Origin of the sequence: Halomonas sp. FeN2 (assembly GCF_020595105.1) — a bacterium.
In the GTDB taxonomy this organism is placed as follows: Bacteria; Pseudomonadota; Gammaproteobacteria; order Pseudomonadales; family Halomonadaceae; genus Vreelandella; species Vreelandella neptunia.
In genome coordinates this window covers 4,688,199-4,706,261 of record NZ_CP074200.1, presented here as the reverse complement: position 1 = coordinate 4,706,261, position 18,063 = coordinate 4,688,199, and the positions used below count along the sequence as shown (strand labels likewise).

Here is an 18,063-nt window from a genome sequence, read left to right as displayed (position 1 = left end):
CACATCATTTTGAAGATTTTGAAGGATCGCTATTATCCAGGCCTCGCGGCTTGAATGCTACCTCTTCAATGTCCCACTCCTCTTCAATTGGCCTACGTGGCTGTCTAACAGATGCCTCAGACGGAGCAGATGATTCAGTTGGAAACTCTACCGTGGGTTGCATAGGCGTTTCCAAACGGCTCTGCTCAGCTTTATCGAAGGGAGTTGTTAGCCTTGGGGGCTGATAGTCAATAAAGCGATGACCAGGTTCGCTAACCTCTTCAGAAGCGCTCGTTTCAGCTGATTCCTGCTTTGATGCCGCTCCCCCCTCAGTGACGTCGGTAGCGGTTCTCGGCTCTGTCTGTTGGACAGAGTCCATCTGTACCTCTTCTGGCGATTCAGTGCTAAAGGCGGCAAGCATTGCGCGCAAAGGCCGTGCGCTAGGCGGTGGCGCTAGCGAGGTATGCTCGGCGCTGCCCGCGCCACCTCCATAGGGCTCGTAGCGGCGTTGACGTCCCTGCTCTGCCAGTCCTGCTGCCTGGCTTTTCTCATAGTGAAACGGTGCTTCTTGTGGGGGCACTTCTGGTTCTGCGTTAACAAACCACTCTTTGGTCGAAAACACCGGTTCCTGTTGGTGGCTGAACAGGGGAGAGGCATTCTCGGCACTTGTCCCCTCCTCTGTACTGGCAGCCTGTGACTCATCGACCTTTTCTGTCTCGCTGGCGGCTAAAGGTATATCAGTGGTGCCTACGTTGAAGGGCGTGGTTTGGGACTGGTTGCTATCGCGGCGAGGAGTAGTCGGCTGCACAGGCGAAGCAGTGCTGTTATCCGCGCTTGAAGACGCCGTGGGTGTAGGCACTGACTCCTGCAAAGTGGAAATAGGCTCCCAACTCTCCTCTCGCCGCTTACGGAGCAATAACAGCAACCCTATAAGCAGCACAATAGCAACGGCAGCTAATGGCCACTGATAGCGAGCAATTAAACTAATCAAATCTTGATCAGCCTTTTGGGCATTGCTCGCCTCGAGCTGCGTTTGCGCCTGCTGCTGGGCAGCAAGTGACTCGCTTAAGGCCTGGTTAAGCGAGCCGACTTCACTATCTAACGCATTGATCTCAGCGCGCATCAGCTCACGCTCATCAAGGACTTGCTGAAGGGTCGCCTGACTCAAGCGAAGCTGCTCTGTTAATTCCACGGGCGTTAATGCTTCGACCTGCTCGTCTCTCTCTTCCGCTCCTTCAGGGACTTCTGCCCTAGACGCTTCCTCTTCACTCATTTCAGGCGCACTCCCCTCTGACTCGACTGGCTCTGAAGCCGCGGCAGCCAGGCCAGCATCAGGGGTACCCATACTGTTACTCTGCACTGCTTGGGCAGTCGCTATCGCCAAATCAGAGATCGAGAGAGTTTCAACATTGCGCTCTGCGGGGGGAAGTGGCACCTCCTGGAGACTTCCATTACGCCGCGAGCGCCAAGCTTCATTCATAGCCTGAATAGTCGAGGCGGCATCTACTCGAGAGCGTGCCAGCACGCGCTGGGAATCTGGCACCTGTAGCGTTCGACCCGCGCGCATATCGTGAACGTTGCCTGATGGAAATACATTAAGATTGGCTTCAAGCAGCGCAACCATCATTTGCTGCACGCTAGCATCAGCAGGTTTTATGCGCTCGGCCACGCCCCATAAAGTATCGCCACTGCCTACGTAGGCACTGGTTTGACTGCTGCTGCCAGCAACCTCGCTTCCTATGGACTGTTCTGTCGTTAAAGAATCACTTAGGGTAGATACAGGGAGAGCGTTTGAGGCGTCAATCTGACCCTGATTACTCGCCTGCGAAGTGTTGAGGCCATTCTCTTGTGTATTGTTTTGAGCGCTATCTAGCGTACCGCCCTGCGCCGCGGTCTCAGAATAGCCCTGAGGATCAAACAGCAGGGTAACTTCACGGGTATGCTGTCCACCTGGATAGTCAATAGTCAGCAGCAGCTCTAGCCACGGTTCCTCCATTGACTGTTGCGAACTCAAGACTACCTGACGTTGCCCCTGCTGCTCACTGACTTGAGCTCGAACATTAGCCACTAGTGGTGACCATTCAAGTCCAACTGAAGCAAACTCTGACGGTTCGGCAACGCTTATTTGAATATCTTTAAGCGCGTATTGATTGCTCTCTAGCAACGGCATTGAAGCATCTAAAGGCGCATTCAGATACGAGCTGACACTCGCCTGGCCCAATCCAATGGCTAGTGCGAGAGGACTGACTGCACTCAGTGAGAGCCATGTAATCCACGTCAGTGTTTTTTTCATGAATGATCCCTACTGCCTACCTTTTAATATTCGGTGCCAAGTAAGCTGAGCTTCCAACCTAATGGCTAGTTTTAGCATAACTTAACCAAATAATGATCACTTTCCTACCAACGCTAGAAACTGCCGAGTAAAAAAACGGGAAGCTGCGAACAGCTTCCCGTTTTTGACTTACCTGCGACAACGACAATTACTGTTCGCGCAAAATCTTCAGCATACGCTTCAGTGGCTCTGCAGCGCCCCACAGCAGTTGGTCACCCACGCTAAAGGCTGAGAGGTATTCTCCGCCCATTTGCAGCTTACGCAGGCGTCCAACCGGCACTTGCAGCGTGCCGGTAGCAGCCGCGGGCGTTAGGCCAGCAATGGTGGCGTCTTTGTCATTAGGAATCAGCTTGACCCACTCGTTGTGCTTGGCGATGCGATCTTCTATCTCATCCAGCGGCACATCGTGCTTCAGCTTGATAGTGAACGCCTGGCTGTGTGAGCGCATCGCACCGATACGCACGCACAGGCCATCGATGGGGATCGGGTTGTTATCGAGGCCAAGAATCTTATTGGTCTCAACACTGCCCTTCCACTCTTCGCGGCTCTGGCCGTTGTCTAGCTTGGTATCGATCCATGGCAGCAAACTACCTGCCAGCGGCGCAGCAAAGTTATCGGTCGGGAAGTCACCGCTGCGCATGGCAGCCGTTACTTTGCGGTCGATATCCAGAATCGCGCTTGACGGATCTTTTAGCTCTTCGCCGACGCTATCGCGCAGTTGGCCCATTTGGTTGAGCAGCTCGCGCATGTGCTTAGCGCCCGAACCAGAAGCTGCCTGGTAGGTCATGGAGGTCATCCACTCGACCATATCGGCTTCAAACAGACCGCCCAAGCCCATGAGCATCAGACTCACGGTGCAGTTTCCGCCCACAAAGGTTTTGGCGCCTTTAGCTAGCTGGTCATCGATGACCTTGCGGTTGACCGGATCCAGCACGATAGTCGCTTCATCTTCCATACGCAGCGTACTGGCAGCGTCAATCCAGTAGCCTTTCCAGCCTGCGCTACGCAGGTCTTTATAGACGGGCTTGGTGTAGTCACCGCCCTGACAGGTGACAACAACATCCAACGCTTTGAGCGCTTCAATATCAAAGGCGTCTTTTAGCGGAGGTACGTCTACACCGATGTCGGGGCCGGGCTGGCCGACCTGGGAGGTGGTGAAGAATACCGGCTCGATGCCATTGAAATCACCATCTTCCTGCATACGCTGCATTAGCACTGAGCCCACCATGCCGCGCCATCCCACGAAACCGACTTTCAACATATGAAGTCCTCCTGCAAAGAATGAGTCTTGGTATTATACACAATTCTTTACGCTGATTTTTGAAACCACATTGACCAGTGGTGTAATCACGACTGCGAAATCCAGGGCGCCGGGGATAGGTCGTAGAGGGGGGCATTTGCCGTGGCCGTAAAATGCGTCCATGCAATTACGGCATTTCTGCCATCCATGGCGGTCAGTGGCAAATGTAGCGCCCAGGGAGGGGTTTACAGCGCCCCCTCGTAGACCTATCGCCGGAGTAGCCCGATAACTTTACTCACTGCTTTGCAAACGCCGCCAATACTGCATCACCCATGGCATCGGTACCGATGCTTTGCATACCTTCGGATGCGATATCCGCAGTGCGCAGACCGTCATCCAGCACGCTGCCGACGGCGGCTTCAATGCGCTCTGCCATGGCGTTCTCGTTCAGTGAGTAGCGGAGCATCATGGCCACCGAAAGCATCATGGCCAGTGGGTTAGCTACATTCTGACCGGCGATATCCGGCGCGCTGCCGTGGCATGGCTCGTACATGCCCTGCCCGCTTTCGTTTAGCGAAGCAGAAGGCAGCATACCGATGGAGCCGGTCAGCATAGCGGCAGCGTCAGAGAGAATGTCGCCAAACATATTGCCAGTCACCACCACGTCAAACTGCTTGGGTGCGCGCACTAGCTGCATGGCGGCGTTATCCACGTACATGTGAGAAAGCTCAACGTCCGGATATTCCGGCGCTAAACGCTCCATCACTTCCCGCCACAAAATAGTGACTTCTAGTACGTTAGCTTTATCCACTGAACAGAGCTTCTTGCCGCGCTTCTGGGCCATCTCGAATGCGACACGACCAATGCGCTCAATCTCGCTTTCAGAATAGATATAGGTGTTAAAGCCGACCCTTTCGCCGTTGCGTACTTCAATGCCACGGGGCTGGCCGAAGTAGATGCCGCCGGTAAGCTCGCGGACGATCATAATATCCAGCCCGGCAACTAACTCAGGCTTGAGGCTGGAGGCGCTGGCCAACTGCGGGTAGAGCATTGCTGGGCGCAAATTGCCGAACAGTCCAAGATTTTTACGCAGCCCCAACAGGCCTTTTTCAGGACGCTTGGAGAGGTCTTCAATTTTATCCCACTTGGGGCCACCCACGGCGCCCAACAAAATCGCACTGGCCACTTTGGCTTTTTCGAGAGTTTCCGCGGGCAGCGGCTCGCCATGAACATCGTAAGCGGAGCCGCCCACCAAGCCCTCTTCTACTTCAATATCCAAGCCCGCTTCTTGGCATGCCTTCAACAAGCGTGCCGCCTGAGCAGCTATCTCGGGGCCAATACCGTCACCCGGCAGCAGTAATACCTTATGAGTCATGCTGAATCCTTAACGTGTTATCGAGCGACATTAGCCGCTTTGCGCGTTGCAATGGGATTGCAACGCGCTATCAAACCTACTTTGAAAACTGGAAAGCCTTTACGCAGACTGCCGGAATAACCAGGGACGCGCAGCTTTATGTTTCTGCTCAAAGGCACGAATGGCGTCTTCGTCTTTTAACGTCAGGCCAATATCGTCCAATCCTTCCAGCAGGCAGTGCTTGCGGAACTCATCCACTTCAAATTCTAAAATCTCGCCGCTCGGTGTAATGACCCGCTGGTTCTCCAAGTCCACATCCAACTGATAGCCTTCACTGGCATCCACCTCGGCAAACAGGCGATCGACCACATCTTCTGGGAAAGTGATCAGCAAAATGCCGTTCTTGAACGAGTTGTTGTAGAAGATATCGGCAAAGCTAGGCGCAATCACGACCTTGAAACCGAAATCTTCCAGCGCCCAAGGCGCGTGCTCACGAGAACTGCCACAGCCAAAGTTGCGCCGAGCAAGTAGCACTTCAGCGCCTTTGAAGCGCGGCTGGTTCAAGACAAAATCAGGGTTCAGCGGGCGCTGTGAGCAGTCCTGCCCCGGCTGGCCTTCATCCAAGTAGCGCAGTTCGTCAAACAGGTTAACGCCGAAGCCAGTACGCTTGATCGACTTCAAAAACTGCTTCGGGATAATCAAATCGGTGTCGACGTTAGCGCGATCAAGGGGCGCTACCACGCCTTCAAAACGTTCAAATTTTTTCATGGTTTAGGCCTCCTGAGCGTGAGTGGCGTCGTTAGCGGGCAAGCTGCGAACATCAACAAAGTGACCGGCAATCGCCGCTGCCGCTGCCATGGCCGGGCTGACCAGGTGCGTGCGGCCACCGTAGCCCTGGCGCCCTTCAAAGTTGCGGTTAGAGGTCGAAGCGCAGTGTTCACCGGCACCCAGTTTATCCGCGTTCATAGCCAAACACATGGAGCAGCCCGGCTCGCGCCACTCAAAGCCTGCTTCAATAAAGATCTTATCCAGACCTTCCGCTTCAGCTTGACGCTTCACCAAGCCAGAACCCGGCACCACCATGGCCAACTTGATGGAATCAGCTACTTTTTTGCCCTTGGCGACTTTGGCGGCTTCGCGTAGATCTTCAATACGCGAGTTGGTGCAGGAGCCGATAAAGATTTTATCCAACTTGATATCAGTGATTTTCTGATTGGCGTGAAGGCCCATGTACTCGAGTGCGCGAGTGTGGCTGCGCTGCACGGTTTCATCCAGCGCGGCCTGCGGATCAGGCACTTGACCGGAAATACCGGTGACCATTTCAGGGCTGGTACCCCAGCTCACCTGTGGCTCGATCTCTTCAGCCTGCAAAGTAACCACCTTATCGAACTGCGCATCGTCGTCAGACACTAAGTTGCGCCAATCTGCCACTGCGGCATCCCACTGCTCTGCGGTAGGCGCAAAGGGACGCTTGGCCAGATAATCAATGGTGGTCTCGTCAACGGCGATCAAACCCACCCGTGCGCCCGCTTCAATGGCCATGTTGCAAACGGTCATGCGCCCTTCCATAGAGAGCGAGGCAATCGCGCTACCGGCAAATTCAATGGCATAACCAGTGCCGCCAGCGGTGCCAATCTTGCCGATAATCGCCAGTACCACATCTTTTGCTGTTACTCCCAGGCCCAGCTCACCTTCCACGCGCACCTGCATATTCTTCATTTTTTGCGCCAGCAAGCACTGGGTCGCCATGACGTGCTCGACTTCCGAGGTACCGATACCGTGAGCCAAAGCGCCAAAGGCGCCGTGGGTCGCGGTGTGGGAGTCGCCACACACCACGGTCATTCCTGGCAGAGTTGCGCCCTGCTCGGGGCCAACTACGTGCACGATGCCCTGACGCGGATCGTTGATTTTGAACTCTTCGATGCCGTACTCAAGGCAGTTGTCGTCCAGGGTTTGCACCTGAATCAACGACACCGGGTCTTTAATACCGCTGTTGCCCTCGGCGCGCTCTTTAATGGTCGTTGGCACGTTATGGTCGGGCGTGGCTAAGTTAGCATCCAAACGCCACGGCTTACGGTTAGCTAAACGCAGGCCTTCAAACGCTTGCGGCGAGGTCACCTCGTGAAGCAGCTGGCGGTCGATATAGATCAACGCAGTGCCGTCATCACGCTGCTTGACCAAATGCTGATTCCAGAGTTTGTCGTAAAGTGTTTGACCTGACATATGGCTCTCCTGGGCGTTGCCCTGCTAGTTCGTTATGGCAGCCTCTTCGTGCTGCTTATATGGCGATAGCACGAGTGTTACGCGACTCGCGCATAAAAGCAATTCATGTTATTCATAGATTAGATTCCAAATAGGAATACTTATTCAAGGATTCGTAAGTGGATACCCAAAGCCTACAAGCCTTTCTGGCTGTCGCCGATACGCAAAGTTTCTCCCGCGCAGCGGAACAGCTTTATCTTACTCAGCCCGCCGTTAGCAAACGCATCGCTACCTTGGAGTCTCAGGTAGGTGCAAGGCTGTTTGACCGCATAGGTCGGCGTATTGCACTAACCGAAGCAGGGAATGTGCTGCTACCTCAAGCGCGGCGCATCCTGTTTACCGTTGAGGACAGCCGCCGGGCGCTAGCCAACCTTTCTGGACAAGTGGGCGGCAAGCTCACCCTGGCCACCAGTCACCATATTGGCTTGCACCGCTTACCACCACTGTTAAAGCAGTACACCCAGCGCCACTCGGAAGTCGAACTCGACCTGCATTTTCTGGATTCTGAGCAGGCTTACCAGGGGGTACTGGATGGCACTTTGGAAATGGCGGTGGTGACGCTTGCCCCCCACCCTCATGAGCAACTGCAGGTCGTAGAACTGTGGCGCGATAGGCTCTGCTTTATCTGTGCGATTGACCACCCACTTGCCAACCACGCCCGGGCGCCTCAAAGCCTCCTGTCATTGGCCGATCTGTGCGAATTCAACTGTGTAATGCCGGGGGCGAAGACCTTTACAGGGTCACTTATTGCGAAACGCTTTAACGAAGCTGGCCTTCAATTGCCTGTTAGCATGGCGACCAACTACTTAGAAACGCTAAAAATGATGTGCAGCGTAGGATTAGGCTGGAGCCTACTGCCAGAAAAGATGATCGATAGCGAACTAGTAGAGCTTAAGGTAGACACCCCGCCTATTTACCGACCGCTGGGCTATTTAGTGCATACCAATCGAACGCTTTCAAATGCAGCGCGCCGAATGATTGAGGAGATTGAAGCCGCTCGGCACAGCTAGCGTAATAGTGCAGGGCTTTAATCACGCCTGAATGCTGACGCTTACAGCACCGCAGAAACATGGTCTTGGTGGTGAATAACGTTTGTCATACCCGCCCCATTTCGTAACATCCCGTAACTTAGGCCCAAAATGCAAACTAATAGCCTGCCCTGTCAGACGAATGTTCAGAGCAGCATAGGCTAAAACAGCTCAGCTAATTTCTGAGTAACCATATTTTTTCAAGGCGATACTAAAACCTACCAACCACGGCTATATGAGAGACTTTCATAGACCCTTAATGAATTTTCTCAGCTCTTTTGCTGATGATATTCCTCTGCAAGTTCACGTTTTAGTCCAATATTTACTTAAAGATACTCCTATACACTGGAAAGATACATTTGATTACAAAACAATTGTCATTAGCTCCCAGGGTAGGAATATCACCATGCAAAATCGTCCTAGCTCCCTACTCCCAATTTGCCTACTCGCCTGGCTAACCTCGGGCGCGGCATATGGGCAAACGTCTACTGACGCACAACGCGAAGCCTTGGTTATCCAAGCACGCCAGGGGGCTCTGGAAGCATCAATTGATGGCTTAAAGACGCTTTATTTCCAAACACGCGATGTTCGTGTTCGCGAAGACTTGGTGGCACTGCTAGTACGCGCCTCTCGCCATCAAGAAGCGCTAGCCGTTTGTGACTGGTGCCAAACGGAAAATTACAGCGATTCAGAACTTGCCAACTTGGCGGGAGCTGCGCGCAGTGCGGGTGATTACGATCAGGCCCTTGAGCTGTTTCGAGCGCTTAGCTATCGCAATCCCTCTAACGCTGAGGGATGGCTTGGACAAGCGCTAGTCCAGACCGACATGGGCAACTACACCTTGGCCGATATCTCCCTACAGCAATATAACCAAGTAGCAGGCACCACCACAGCGGGGCTTGAAGCAAAGGGCTATCTAGCCGCAAAAACCGCGAATGCAACACAAGAATTGGATGCCCGCCAAAAGCTGGTTGCGCAAGACCCCAATAATACCAGTGAACTCCACGCGCTTTATCGGCTGGCGGTAGGCTTGGGTGCCAGCTCTGCAGCGCGACGTATTATGCAAACGAATCCCGAGGTATTCAGCGACAGTGACCGGCTTTGGCTTACCTATTATGAAGGAGTAACAGATATACGGCTGGGTATTCACACCGACCAACCGGCAAGAACCCGCGGCGGCCTGGAACAGTTAAATAGCGTTCTGAGCTCACCGAATGCTCCTCAGGAACTCATTACCATCGCCGAATACGACAAGGTAGTGGCATTGGCCGAATTAAGGCGTTTCTCTGAGGCTGAAGCACTTGCCGTGAGGTTAGAGAATCAGCACGGCCAGTTGCCCAGCTACGTTTCCCGAGCCAGGGCTCATGCCCTTAATGGTATGGGCCGCCCAAATGAGGCCATTGCGCTCTACGAAAACCTGATTCGACAATCCCCTGAGCAGGCGACAAATCCCGATGACCCATTAAACGAAGGGCTATTTTACAGCTACACCGACGCCCAGCGCTTTCGTGATGCGGATAGACTGTTAGAACAGTGGCGCGCCAGTGAACCCGAGCAACGCTTGGACTTTACTCGCACCGTTCGTATCGAAAACCCCAACTATCAGAAAGTATTACTTTTAGAGGTGCTTCTTGATGCCTGGCGCGGACGTGAAGCTGAGGCCAGTGAACGCCTTGCCGCTTATCAAGCTCAGGCGCCAGCTGACCCTTACTTATGGATCATCAAAGGTGATATCGAACGCGACAGAGGCTGGCCAAGGAAAGCCGAGGAGTCTTATCAGCAAGCGATGCCCTTATTGCCCCATGACCGGCAAGAAGTCGCCGAACATGGCGTATTGCTTTCTCGGTTACAGCGAGGCCAATGGAAAGGCACTACCAGTGAGATAGCAACAGAAATTGCAACAGCACGACCAAGCACATCACGAGACGATATGGCCCGTGAGTGGCGCGAACTACGTGCGCCGCAACTGAGTTCCTCCTTTGAGCGTAGCAAAGGCCAAGGTAGTGGTACCCAGGCATCGCGTGAATGGCGCTACGAAGTGCTTTTGGAAGGCCCGCGTAACGACAACGGCTCCCGCCCCTTCGCTCAGCGCATTGGCCAGTACGGGGAGTTTGAGGATGAGGATCTGTATGCCTCTTACAATGTGGCGGGCTACGAATGGAACCTGCACCCAGCCACAGTAACGCTAGCGGCGGGCCATGGTTCTCAGCTTAATGACGACTTCCTGGCACTTGCCGAACTGCAGTACGCCCCAACAGACCACATCACCACCACGCTGGGCGTTGAAATCAATACCACCGATACACCGCTGCGGGCGCTACGGGATGGCATCAACGCTGACCGCTATCGCGCTGAATTGGCCTACCGCAGAGACGAGCGCGGCGCTGGCGCGATCGGCGTAATGGCCACCGACTTTGAAGATAGCAACCTACGGCAATCCGTATACGGCTACTGGAATCAAACGCTTTACCACCTGGATCGCTGGCAGATTAACGGCGAGGTTCAAGTATCCGCTTCGCGCAATGATGACGTCGAAGCCAGCTATTTCAACCCAGAACGCGACGCCAGCTTAGCAGGCGTCCTGTCAGTTAATTATGAAATTCCGTTCGATTATCGGCAGTCCTTTATCCAGACCATCTCCTTAGGCTCAGGCCGTTACTGGCAAGAGAGTTTCGACAGTGAAAACACCTGGTCAATTGGCTACCAACATAGTTGGGAGTTAGTCCCCAACGTGAGCTTCGAATATGGCATCACTCGTGAAAGAGCCGTCTATGACGGCGTCCCTGAATACGACAATGTTATTTCAGCCGGCTTTGTATGGAGATTCCTATGACACTCTGGCGCGTCATTGCAATGAGTGCTGTTCTGCTGGTGATCGTCAATATTCAGCAGGCTCAAGCCGCACGCTCAGCGGGTGATTATGTGGTGATCAGCTACCACGATGTCGTGGATTCAACTGTCACTCCCGATCTGGATATCTATTCGCAGACCATCACTCGCGGTCGGTTAATAGAACACTTCAACCTGATTGCTTTAGGCGGATATCAGCCGGTCAGCTTGCAGCAGATCATCAATGCCAAAGCAGGCGGGCAACCGCTTCCTGAAAAAGCGGTGCTGCTGACGTTCGATGATGGCTATCGCAGCTTCCACGATATTGTCTTCCCGCTACTCAAGCTGTACGACTTCCCTGCGGTACAGGCAGTCGTAGGTAGCTGGCTGGATGTGCCAGCGGGCGGACGAGTGCCTTACGGCAACATCACCCTCCCTCGCGAGCGTTTCCTAACCTGGGATCAGGTAAAAACCCTTGATGAATCGCCACTGGTTGAGATCGCATCTCACTCCTACAACCTCCACTACGGCGTTGTCGGCAACCCCATGGGTAATGAGCAAGCGGCAGCAGTAACCAGTATGTGGAATACCCGCAGCGGTTATGAAAGCGAAGCCGACTACCTTGAGCGAATTCGTAATGATATGGCACGAACACGGCAGCGGTTTCAGGAACAGCTAGGGAGTACACCCCGAATCATGGTGTGGCCCTACGGTGCCTACAGCGAAGCGACGCTCAATCTCGCCGCCGAATATGGCATGAACTATACCTTTAGCCTGCTCAGTGCACCTAACCAGCTTCAAGATTCCATGCGCAGCATGAACCGCTACCTTATTGACCAGGAAACCACCCTGGAAACGATTGAGGAGATTCTGTCTAACCGCGTTTGGGAGAATGAAGAGCAGCGTATCGTGCACGTAGACTTAGATTACGTGTTTGACCCAGATCCCATTCAACAAGAACAAAATCTCGACCGATTGATTGAGCGCATCTCTCGCTACGGCGTTAGCACTGTTTACTTGCAGGCCTACGCTGACCCCGATGGTGACGGCGTGGCGGATGCACTCTACTTTCCCAACCGCCACTTACCGGTGAGGGCTGACCTGTTCAACCGGGTTGCCTGGCAGTTAAAGAAACGCGCCAACGTTAAAGTTTACGCTTGGATGCCGGTGCTGTCGTTTGATCTTGGCGATAGCTTCCAATATGTCATCGATGTAAGAACGGGCAGTGAATCACCCGATCACTACCGTCGGCTTTCGCCTTACGTGGCAAAGAATCGGAACATCATCAGTGAGATTTACCAAGACCTTGGCCGTCTAACCAAATTCGATGGCCTACTGTTTCACGATGACGCTTTCTTTACCGACTTTGAGGATGCTAGTCCAGAAGCGTTGACCACCTATGAGCGTGCATCGCTGCCCAGAGATATTAATGCCATACGTAACGACGAAAACTTGATGTCCATCTGGGCTCGCTTAAAAACGGAATACCTGACGGACTTCACTCTAGAGCTAGCGCAAGCAGCTAACTACTATCGTCAGGCCGACAACAAGGTATTTACGACATCACGTAACCTGTATGCAGTTACGGTAATGGAGCCACGCAGCCAGCGTTGGTTTGCGCAAGACATTCAAAACTTCGCGGCGAATTACGACTTCGTTGCTGTGATGGCCATGCCCTATATGGAAGAGGCTGAGAATCCCAACGAATGGCTCAGAGGCTTAGCCAAGCGTTCATTGGCACAGGTAGGCGCCGACCAGTTGGTTTTCGAGCTACAGGCTCAAAACTGGCATACCCAAACGCCAATATCCAGTGAGGAGATGGCTCAGTGGGTACGCATACTGCGTGAAGAAGGCATCAAACACATTGGCTACTATCCGGATGATTTTCATCAAAACCACCCGAACATCAATGTCATGAGGCCAGTATTTTCCATCGGACGTCGATTTAGGGCCATCCAATGAACATTCTCGACCACCTCGCTATTTTTACCCTTGGCTATCCGAGCCTGATGGCGACGATATGGATCTGCGGCGGGATCTACTTTTACCTGCACTGGGAACGTAAGCAGCCCTGGCCCGCCACGTTCGAGTGGGACGATACCGCCCCTAAAGTCACGGTACTGCTGCCCTGCTATAACGAGGAGGCCAATGTAAATGAGACCATCCACCATCTCTTCAAACAGAACTACCCGTTTATGGAGGTGATTGCGGTTAACGATGGCAGCAAAGATGACACCGCCAGTCTGCTCGACGCCTTAGCGCTGCAGTACCCTGCATTGAAGGTGTTGCACCAAGACAATCAAGGCAAGGCCAGCGCCATGAACCACGGACTGAGCCAAGCCACGGGGGACATAATTGTTGGCATTGATGGTGACGCGATACTCGACTACGACGCCATTGGCTATATGGTCGGCCACTTCCTGAGTAGTCCAAAGGTTAGTGGCGTTACCGGCAACCCGCGGGTAAGAACGCGTTCTACAGCAATTGGCAAGATCCAGACCGGCGAGTTTTCCGCCATTATCGGCCTGATCAAGCGAGCTCAACGCATCTACGGAATGGTATTTACCATTTCTGGCGTTATCTGTGCGTTTAGGCGTAAAGGATTGGAAGATATAGGCGGCTGGAATACCGACATGGTCACCGAAGATATTGATGTTAGCTGGCGATTACAGCTAGCAGGTGGGCAAGTACGCTATGAACCCAGGGCCATGTGCTGGGTGCTTATGCCAGAAACCCTGCGCGGCCTTTTCAAACAACGGCTGCGCTGGGCGCAAGGTGGTGGCGAGGTATTCCTCCGCTACTTCTCGCAAACCATCCGCTGGAAAAACCGCCGCTTCTGGCTGTTGATGCTGGAATATATCGTAAGCGTGGTTTGGTGCTACTCGGTGATTACGCTAATACTTGCTTGGTTGTTCTCGCAACTTTTTTTACCCATGGCATGGCCAATCACCGCTAAGTTGCTCACCTATTTTGGCAGCATTCTAATCGCTATCAGCTTTATTCAATTTGCCGTCAGTTTCTATATCGACAGCCGCTATGACAAAGAGATATTCCGCTGTGTTTACTGGAGTATCTGGTACCCATTCGCCTATTGGATTATCAATATGGCGACCGTTGTAATTGCCTTCCCTAAAGCCATGATGCGCCAAAAGGGTCGGCTCGCCACCTGGACTAGTCCTGACCGAGGGGAGCAATTCAATGAACAATAAACTGATGCCCGTCATCATCGACAACCCATGCCAAAAAAGCTGGGGTTATCGATCGCGCGATACTTTAATCACACTCGTCACCCTAGTCCTTTGGGCTTTGGTGATGACCAGAATGTATCTGTTCTTCATCGTGGAAGAAGCGATTCTGGAACAACTTGTTGGATCAGTGATGATCAAGCTAGTTTTAGTCGGCTTTCTGGTCACATTCCTAACATTTCACTGCTGGGCGGTTTACAACAAATATCTCTATACCAGCTACTTAAAGCGCCAGCTACGCCACTTTCAGCAGCCGACGCTCAAACTCGATAACGAGACGGACAGCGAAATGGATGATGAGCACTCAACCCACGAGCAAGCAATAAACGCGCCGCCCAGCCAAGCCACTAACTAACACTGCCCGCAACAATCCATTCAGGCCCTAGGGCCTGAATGGAAAGCACTTCTTTACGCCAAAGCCCTGCCTCTTCAAGAGGGAGAAGAGCTGTTATGAGCGCTCTTAAGGGGCTTGGAAATGGCTAAAAAGGCAATGCCAAGTACAATAAACGAGGGGCTAATCACCCAAAGCGTCCTCTAATGAGCGGCTAGGCCAACAATAAAAAATGTGCTCCCGTTAGCAAGAAAAACGAAGCCGAGGGTTAAAAGGCATCTGACCCTGCTCAATGTGGTGCTCCTTTTAGGATTTAGAGCCTATCGCCACCGATGACGGGTCGATGGTTAAGCGTTGAGCCAGGGATTGATGGAGAGTATGCCGGGCCGCTTCGTTAAACAGCACAAAGCGGATCAGGCGCACTTTATGCAAGCTGGGTATTACGGCTTCGAGGGTAGCCGCACACACTTGTGCGGCTTCTTCCGCCGGATAGCCGAAAGCGCCAGTAGACAGTGCTGGGAAAGCCAGCCGCTTAATACCTTGCTCGTCGGCGAGTTTCAGCGCATTGCGGTAGCAGTCCGCTAGCAACTGATCCTTCGGCTTGTCGGTACCGTATACCGGTCCCAGACAGTGAATTACCCAGCGGTTGGGCAGGTTATGACCGCCGGTGAGTACCGCTTGGCCCGGCTTGATGGGCGCCATTGACTGCCCCTCTTCGGCCAGGCCGGGCCCAGCGGCGCGATGAAGCGCTCCGGCAACGCCGCCGCCGGTTCTCAATTGCGCATTGGCGGCATTAACCACAGCGTCTACATCGGGCTGTTGGGCAATATCACCCACCAAACACTGCACGCTAATTCTGCTCTTGTCGCTCATAAGTTCCTCCGACTATTACCACGCATAACTTAGCGACCGCTGAGGAAGACTCTCCTTTCAAGTGCTGCCGGTTATAATCTTTATTTTGGCAAACTCAATCTCCGGTTCAAGCCCGAATTTCATCTCGCCAATGCCTGATTACACGAATATGTATGCCAGCTTCCTCTCGCGAGAAAAAAAACACGGAGATCGCTTTTCGCAGACAAACCTATACCCGAGGACGCCAACGGCGCCCCCGGGTCGCAGAACCAAGAGAATGACTCAGTCCCAGCTACCTTTGCCGCCGCCAATACCGGTAACAATGGATACGGCCCCCGACTGGAAGTGCCCCAACAGCTTGCTGTGGCTGTCGAAGAACAGGACGCTCAGATAAACCGGCGTGGACTGAAACTCGAAACTCACCGTATCGCGATAGAGCCTATCAAGATCGTCTGTATAGACATCCCCAAATAGGGCGCCGCCACCAGGTGAGGAAGCACCTCCGGCGTGCCCATTGAAGGATTTTCCATCGGTGATATTGACCTGAAACTTGAGATAGAAGATCAGGCTGGCCACGCTACCGGTAGCAGGATAGGACTTCGTGGAACTCATCAATGCTTCGGCGACGCCATCAATTTGTTCAGGTTCGAGCTTGTTGTCCATGGCAACACGAAAGTCGTGAGCGATCAGTTTTCTATCAATGACTTGAGGAGCGTTCATCAGTAGGTACCTCTTGCGGATCTCATGGAATAGACGATCGGTAATCGACCGCGGCTTACTTGCCCTAAGCATTCCAGCTTAGATTCCGAATAATCACAGCATCAGCTTAGTATCACCGAAATCGCTCGATCGACCACACACAGCACAACGGATCACTTCAGTATCAGCTTCTCTAACGCACTTGGCAGCGACGTGCTCTTGAAAGACTCTAGAGCAAACGACTTCATAAGGAGCATTACAATGGACACTACCCCGCTTAGGATCGCCATTATTGGGGGCGGCGTATCCGGCCTGTCGCTGGCTTATTATCTGCAGAAGCTCGGCAGTCAAGTGCCCCAGCAGATAGAGGTTACTATATTTGAGCGCAAAGCCACGCTAGGCGGCAATGCAGAGACGGTGTGGGTCGACCTGGGGAGTCTTCGTCAACCGGAAAAACCCGAATTGCCTTATCGCCGCTGGGCCGACCTTGGGGTCAATGACGTTAACTTAGCCACCTATCATCACCTTCGTGCCATTTTAAGTGATATCGGCGAGCTAGAGCGCATGAAGCCGCTAGAGAATACCGAAAGCTATTTCACCCGTGACGGCACAATTGCCCTAACCGATGACAGCGATCTGGTTCGCGGCGTAAGCGACCCAGCCCACGAGCTAAGCCGGGTCGAAGGTGGCAATCTTGCGCCGCTGATCGACGTAGTACACCAGAGCGCTATCGACTTGGTGGAAAGTCGACGCATTATGCCACGTTATACGGTAGATGACTTTTTCGACAGCTGCGTTGCCACACCCGCCGAGATGCTGGCAGCCGCGGCAGATCGTTTAAAAATCCGCATCGACTGGCAGGATCCTGCACTGCCGGCCCGACTGGAGCGTATACGCCGCATCATCTACTATCCTCGCATTTCGGCAATGTACTTCGCTGATGATCGGGGCCCAGGTGGTATGCCGCTCCAAGCCCCTTTCGAGTATTACCGCATTCAGGAAGGTGGTTCGCCCCCAGACCGCCGCTACTTCCAGCACGGCTCCCAACACTGGTTGGAAGCCCTAGCCGCCCATATCTCCAATCCCAAGACGCCTGCCCCCCGGGTCAATATACTGCGCGGCATCGACGTGGAGGCAAGCCTCTCGCCACAAGGTGTAGTGCTGAACGAGCGCACCGCCCCCAATGAACGCCGCTGGGAGGCCGACCTCTTAATCATGGCCACCCATGCAGAAGATGCGTTGCCGATGCTGACATTTGGTGAAGGCCTGTCCGCCACCCAACGGAGCCTGCAGCATATACTCAGCAAGGTGCGCTACACTCGCAGCTATAGCGTCTGCCACACCGCTGCCGTCCGCTTGCCACCGAATCGCAACCTTTGGCGCACCTACAACATCGAAGTGCGTAACCCCGAAGACACCTTTTTCCCTTACCGTATCGACTATGTGGCAAACCGCCACCAGAATGATGCAGAGAACCCGGCCTACAATCAGGCAGGCCTGCCGCAGTTCTTCGTTTCCCTTGTGGATGACCTCAACCAGATTCCTCGCAGCGAGATGCTCGACCGACGCCCCTCCCCACTGGACGAACCTACAGCAATAGTGGCCGCTGCTCCCGGAGAGGCAGGCTACCGGGATCAGCTGCCACCCTTGGACAACGCCCTGGAGGCCAAGGCCTGGACTTTATTCAAGCACAATGTGCTGGATGCCAACTGCCTTGAGGCTCAAGCAGAAATAGAGTGCTATAACCAAACCATTGCTCAGGGACACCGCGAAGGCCGCCAGGACTTATGCCCGCTGCTATTTGCCGGAGGCTGGACTCGCGGTGCCGGGCTACAGGAACAGTGCCTGGAACAATCGGCACATCTCGTCACCCTGCTAATGGGGGATACAGCATCAACGGAAAGGTAAAGCT

At 53.6% G+C, this 18,063-nt stretch carries 13 protein-coding genes; 6 read left to right on the top strand and 7 right to left on the bottom strand.

What is annotated here, in order from left to right; translation table 11 throughout:
• Nucleotides 1-4: 4 nt before the first annotated feature.
• The 5 genes from KF947_RS21685 to leuC form a co-directional block, all read right to left on the bottom strand.
• Nucleotides 5-2,272, bottom strand: a complete 2,268-nt coding sequence (locus tag KF947_RS21685; protein WP_227405091.1) for a FimV/HubP family polar landmark protein — start codon at nucleotides 2,270-2,272, stop codon at nucleotides 5-7.
• A gap of 187 nt (nucleotides 2,273-2,459) precedes the next feature.
• Nucleotides 2,460-3,572, bottom strand: coding sequence for an aspartate-semialdehyde dehydrogenase (gene asd / locus KF947_RS21680; RefSeq protein WP_022523215.1), 1,113 nt, complete (start codon nucleotides 3,570-3,572; stop codon nucleotides 2,460-2,462).
• Between the two features lie 274 nt (nucleotides 3,573-3,846).
• Complete coding sequence (gene leuB / locus KF947_RS21675) at nucleotides 3,847-4,926, bottom strand: 3-isopropylmalate dehydrogenase (protein ID WP_227405090.1); 1,080 nt, start codon at nucleotides 4,924-4,926, stop codon at nucleotides 3,847-3,849.
• 99 nt (nucleotides 4,927-5,025) lie between these two features.
• On the bottom strand, nucleotides 5,026-5,673 hold the full coding sequence (leuD, locus tag KF947_RS21670) for a 3-isopropylmalate dehydratase small subunit (protein WP_133730686.1): 648 nt from the start codon (nucleotides 5,671-5,673) through the stop codon (nucleotides 5,026-5,028).
• 3 nt (nucleotides 5,674-5,676) lie between these two features.
• A complete protein-coding gene (gene leuC / locus KF947_RS21665) occupies nucleotides 5,677-7,128 on the bottom strand; it encodes a 3-isopropylmalate dehydratase large subunit (RefSeq protein WP_227405089.1) in 1,452 nt (483 codons plus the stop codon).
• Between the two features lie 158 nt (nucleotides 7,129-7,286).
• Between leuC and KF947_RS21660 the strand changes: the two genes are divergently transcribed.
• The 5 genes from KF947_RS21660 (at nucleotide 7,287) to KF947_RS21640 (ending at nucleotide 14,624) form a co-directional block, all read left to right on the top strand.
• Complete coding sequence (locus KF947_RS21660) at nucleotides 7,287-8,177, top strand: LysR family transcriptional regulator (RefSeq protein ID WP_227405088.1); 891 nt, start codon at nucleotides 7,287-7,289, stop codon at nucleotides 8,175-8,177.
• A gap of 424 nt (nucleotides 8,178-8,601) precedes the next feature.
• Complete coding sequence (gene pgaA, locus KF947_RS21655) at nucleotides 8,602-11,028, top strand: poly-beta-1,6 N-acetyl-D-glucosamine export porin PgaA (protein WP_133730683.1); 2,427 nt, start codon at nucleotides 8,602-8,604, stop codon at nucleotides 11,026-11,028.
• Nucleotides 11,025-12,986: a poly-beta-1,6-N-acetyl-D-glucosamine N-deacetylase PgaB gene (gene pgaB, locus KF947_RS21650; RefSeq protein WP_227405087.1), complete on the top strand. Its 1,962-nt coding sequence runs from the start codon at nucleotides 11,025-11,027 to the stop codon at nucleotides 12,984-12,986. The genes pgaA and pgaB overlap by 4 nt, the downstream gene beginning before the upstream one ends.
• Nucleotides 12,983-14,233 carry a poly-beta-1,6-N-acetyl-D-glucosamine synthase gene (gene pgaC / locus KF947_RS21645; RefSeq protein WP_133730681.1) on the top strand — a complete coding sequence of 417 codons (1,251 nt, stop codon included), beginning with the start codon at nucleotides 12,983-12,985 and terminating at the stop codon, nucleotides 14,231-14,233. The genes pgaB and pgaC overlap by 4 nt, the downstream gene beginning before the upstream one ends.
• The gene (locus KF947_RS21640; RefSeq protein WP_227405086.1) at nucleotides 14,223-14,624 is read left to right on the top strand and encodes a hypothetical protein; all 402 of its coding nucleotides are present in this window, start codon (nucleotides 14,223-14,225) and stop codon (nucleotides 14,622-14,624) included. Before pgaC ends, KF947_RS21640 begins: the two co-directional genes overlap by 11 nt.
• Nucleotides 14,625-14,906: 282 nt before the next feature.
• Here KF947_RS21640 and KF947_RS21635 read toward each other — a convergent pair whose 3' ends face one another.
• Nucleotides 14,907-15,473: a macro domain-containing protein gene (locus KF947_RS21635; protein WP_227405085.1), complete on the bottom strand. Its 567-nt coding sequence runs from the start codon at nucleotides 15,471-15,473 to the stop codon at nucleotides 14,907-14,909.
• A gap of 261 nt (nucleotides 15,474-15,734) precedes the next feature.
• Nucleotides 15,735-16,172 carry a VapA/VapB family virulence-associated protein gene (locus KF947_RS21630; RefSeq protein WP_166650335.1) on the bottom strand — a complete coding sequence of 146 codons (438 nt, stop codon included), beginning with the start codon at nucleotides 16,170-16,172 and terminating at the stop codon, nucleotides 15,735-15,737.
• 240 nt (nucleotides 16,173-16,412) lie between these two features.
• Here KF947_RS21630 and KF947_RS21625 point away from each other — a divergent pair, with 240 nt between their 5' ends.
• Nucleotides 16,413-18,059 (top strand): FAD-dependent oxidoreductase, encoded by a 1,647-nt coding sequence (locus tag KF947_RS21625; RefSeq protein WP_227405084.1) that lies wholly within the window; start codon nucleotides 16,413-16,415, stop codon nucleotides 18,057-18,059.
• Nucleotides 18,060-18,063: the final 4 nt, after the last annotated feature.

Coding starts and splice junctions, on each gene's coding strand:
- KF947_RS21685 (WP_227405091.1), bottom strand. CDS start 2,272: ATGAAAAAAACACTGACGTGGATTACATGGCTCTCACTGAGTGCAGTC.
- asd (WP_022523215.1), bottom strand. CDS start 3,572: ATGTTGAAAGTCGGTTTCGTGGGATGGCGCGGCATGGTGGGCTCAGTG.
- leuB (WP_227405090.1), bottom strand. CDS start 4,926: ATGACTCATAAGGTATTACTGCTGCCGGGTGACGGTATTGGCCCCGAG.
- leuD (WP_133730686.1), bottom strand. CDS start 5,673: ATGAAAAAATTTGAACGTTTTGAAGGCGTGGTAGCGCCCCTTGATCGC.
- leuC (WP_227405089.1), bottom strand. CDS start 7,128: ATGTCAGGTCAAACACTTTACGACAAACTCTGGAATCAGCATTTGGTC.
- pgaA (WP_133730683.1), top strand. CDS start 8,602: ATGCAAAATCGTCCTAGCTCCCTACTCCCAATTTGCCTACTCGCCTGG.
- pgaB (WP_227405087.1), top strand. CDS start 11,025: ATGACACTCTGGCGCGTCATTGCAATGAGTGCTGTTCTGCTGGTGATC.
- pgaC (WP_133730681.1), top strand. CDS start 12,983: ATGAACATTCTCGACCACCTCGCTATTTTTACCCTTGGCTATCCGAGC.
- KF947_RS21640 (WP_227405086.1), top strand. CDS start 14,223: ATGAACAATAAACTGATGCCCGTCATCATCGACAACCCATGCCAAAAA.
- KF947_RS21635 (WP_227405085.1), bottom strand. CDS start 15,473: ATGAGCGACAAGAGCAGAATTAGCGTGCAGTGTTTGGTGGGTGATATT.
- KF947_RS21630 (WP_166650335.1), bottom strand. CDS start 16,172: ATGAACGCTCCTCAAGTCATTGATAGAAAACTGATCGCTCACGACTTT.
- KF947_RS21625 (WP_227405084.1), top strand. CDS start 16,413: ATGGACACTACCCCGCTTAGGATCGCCATTATTGGGGGCGGCGTATCC.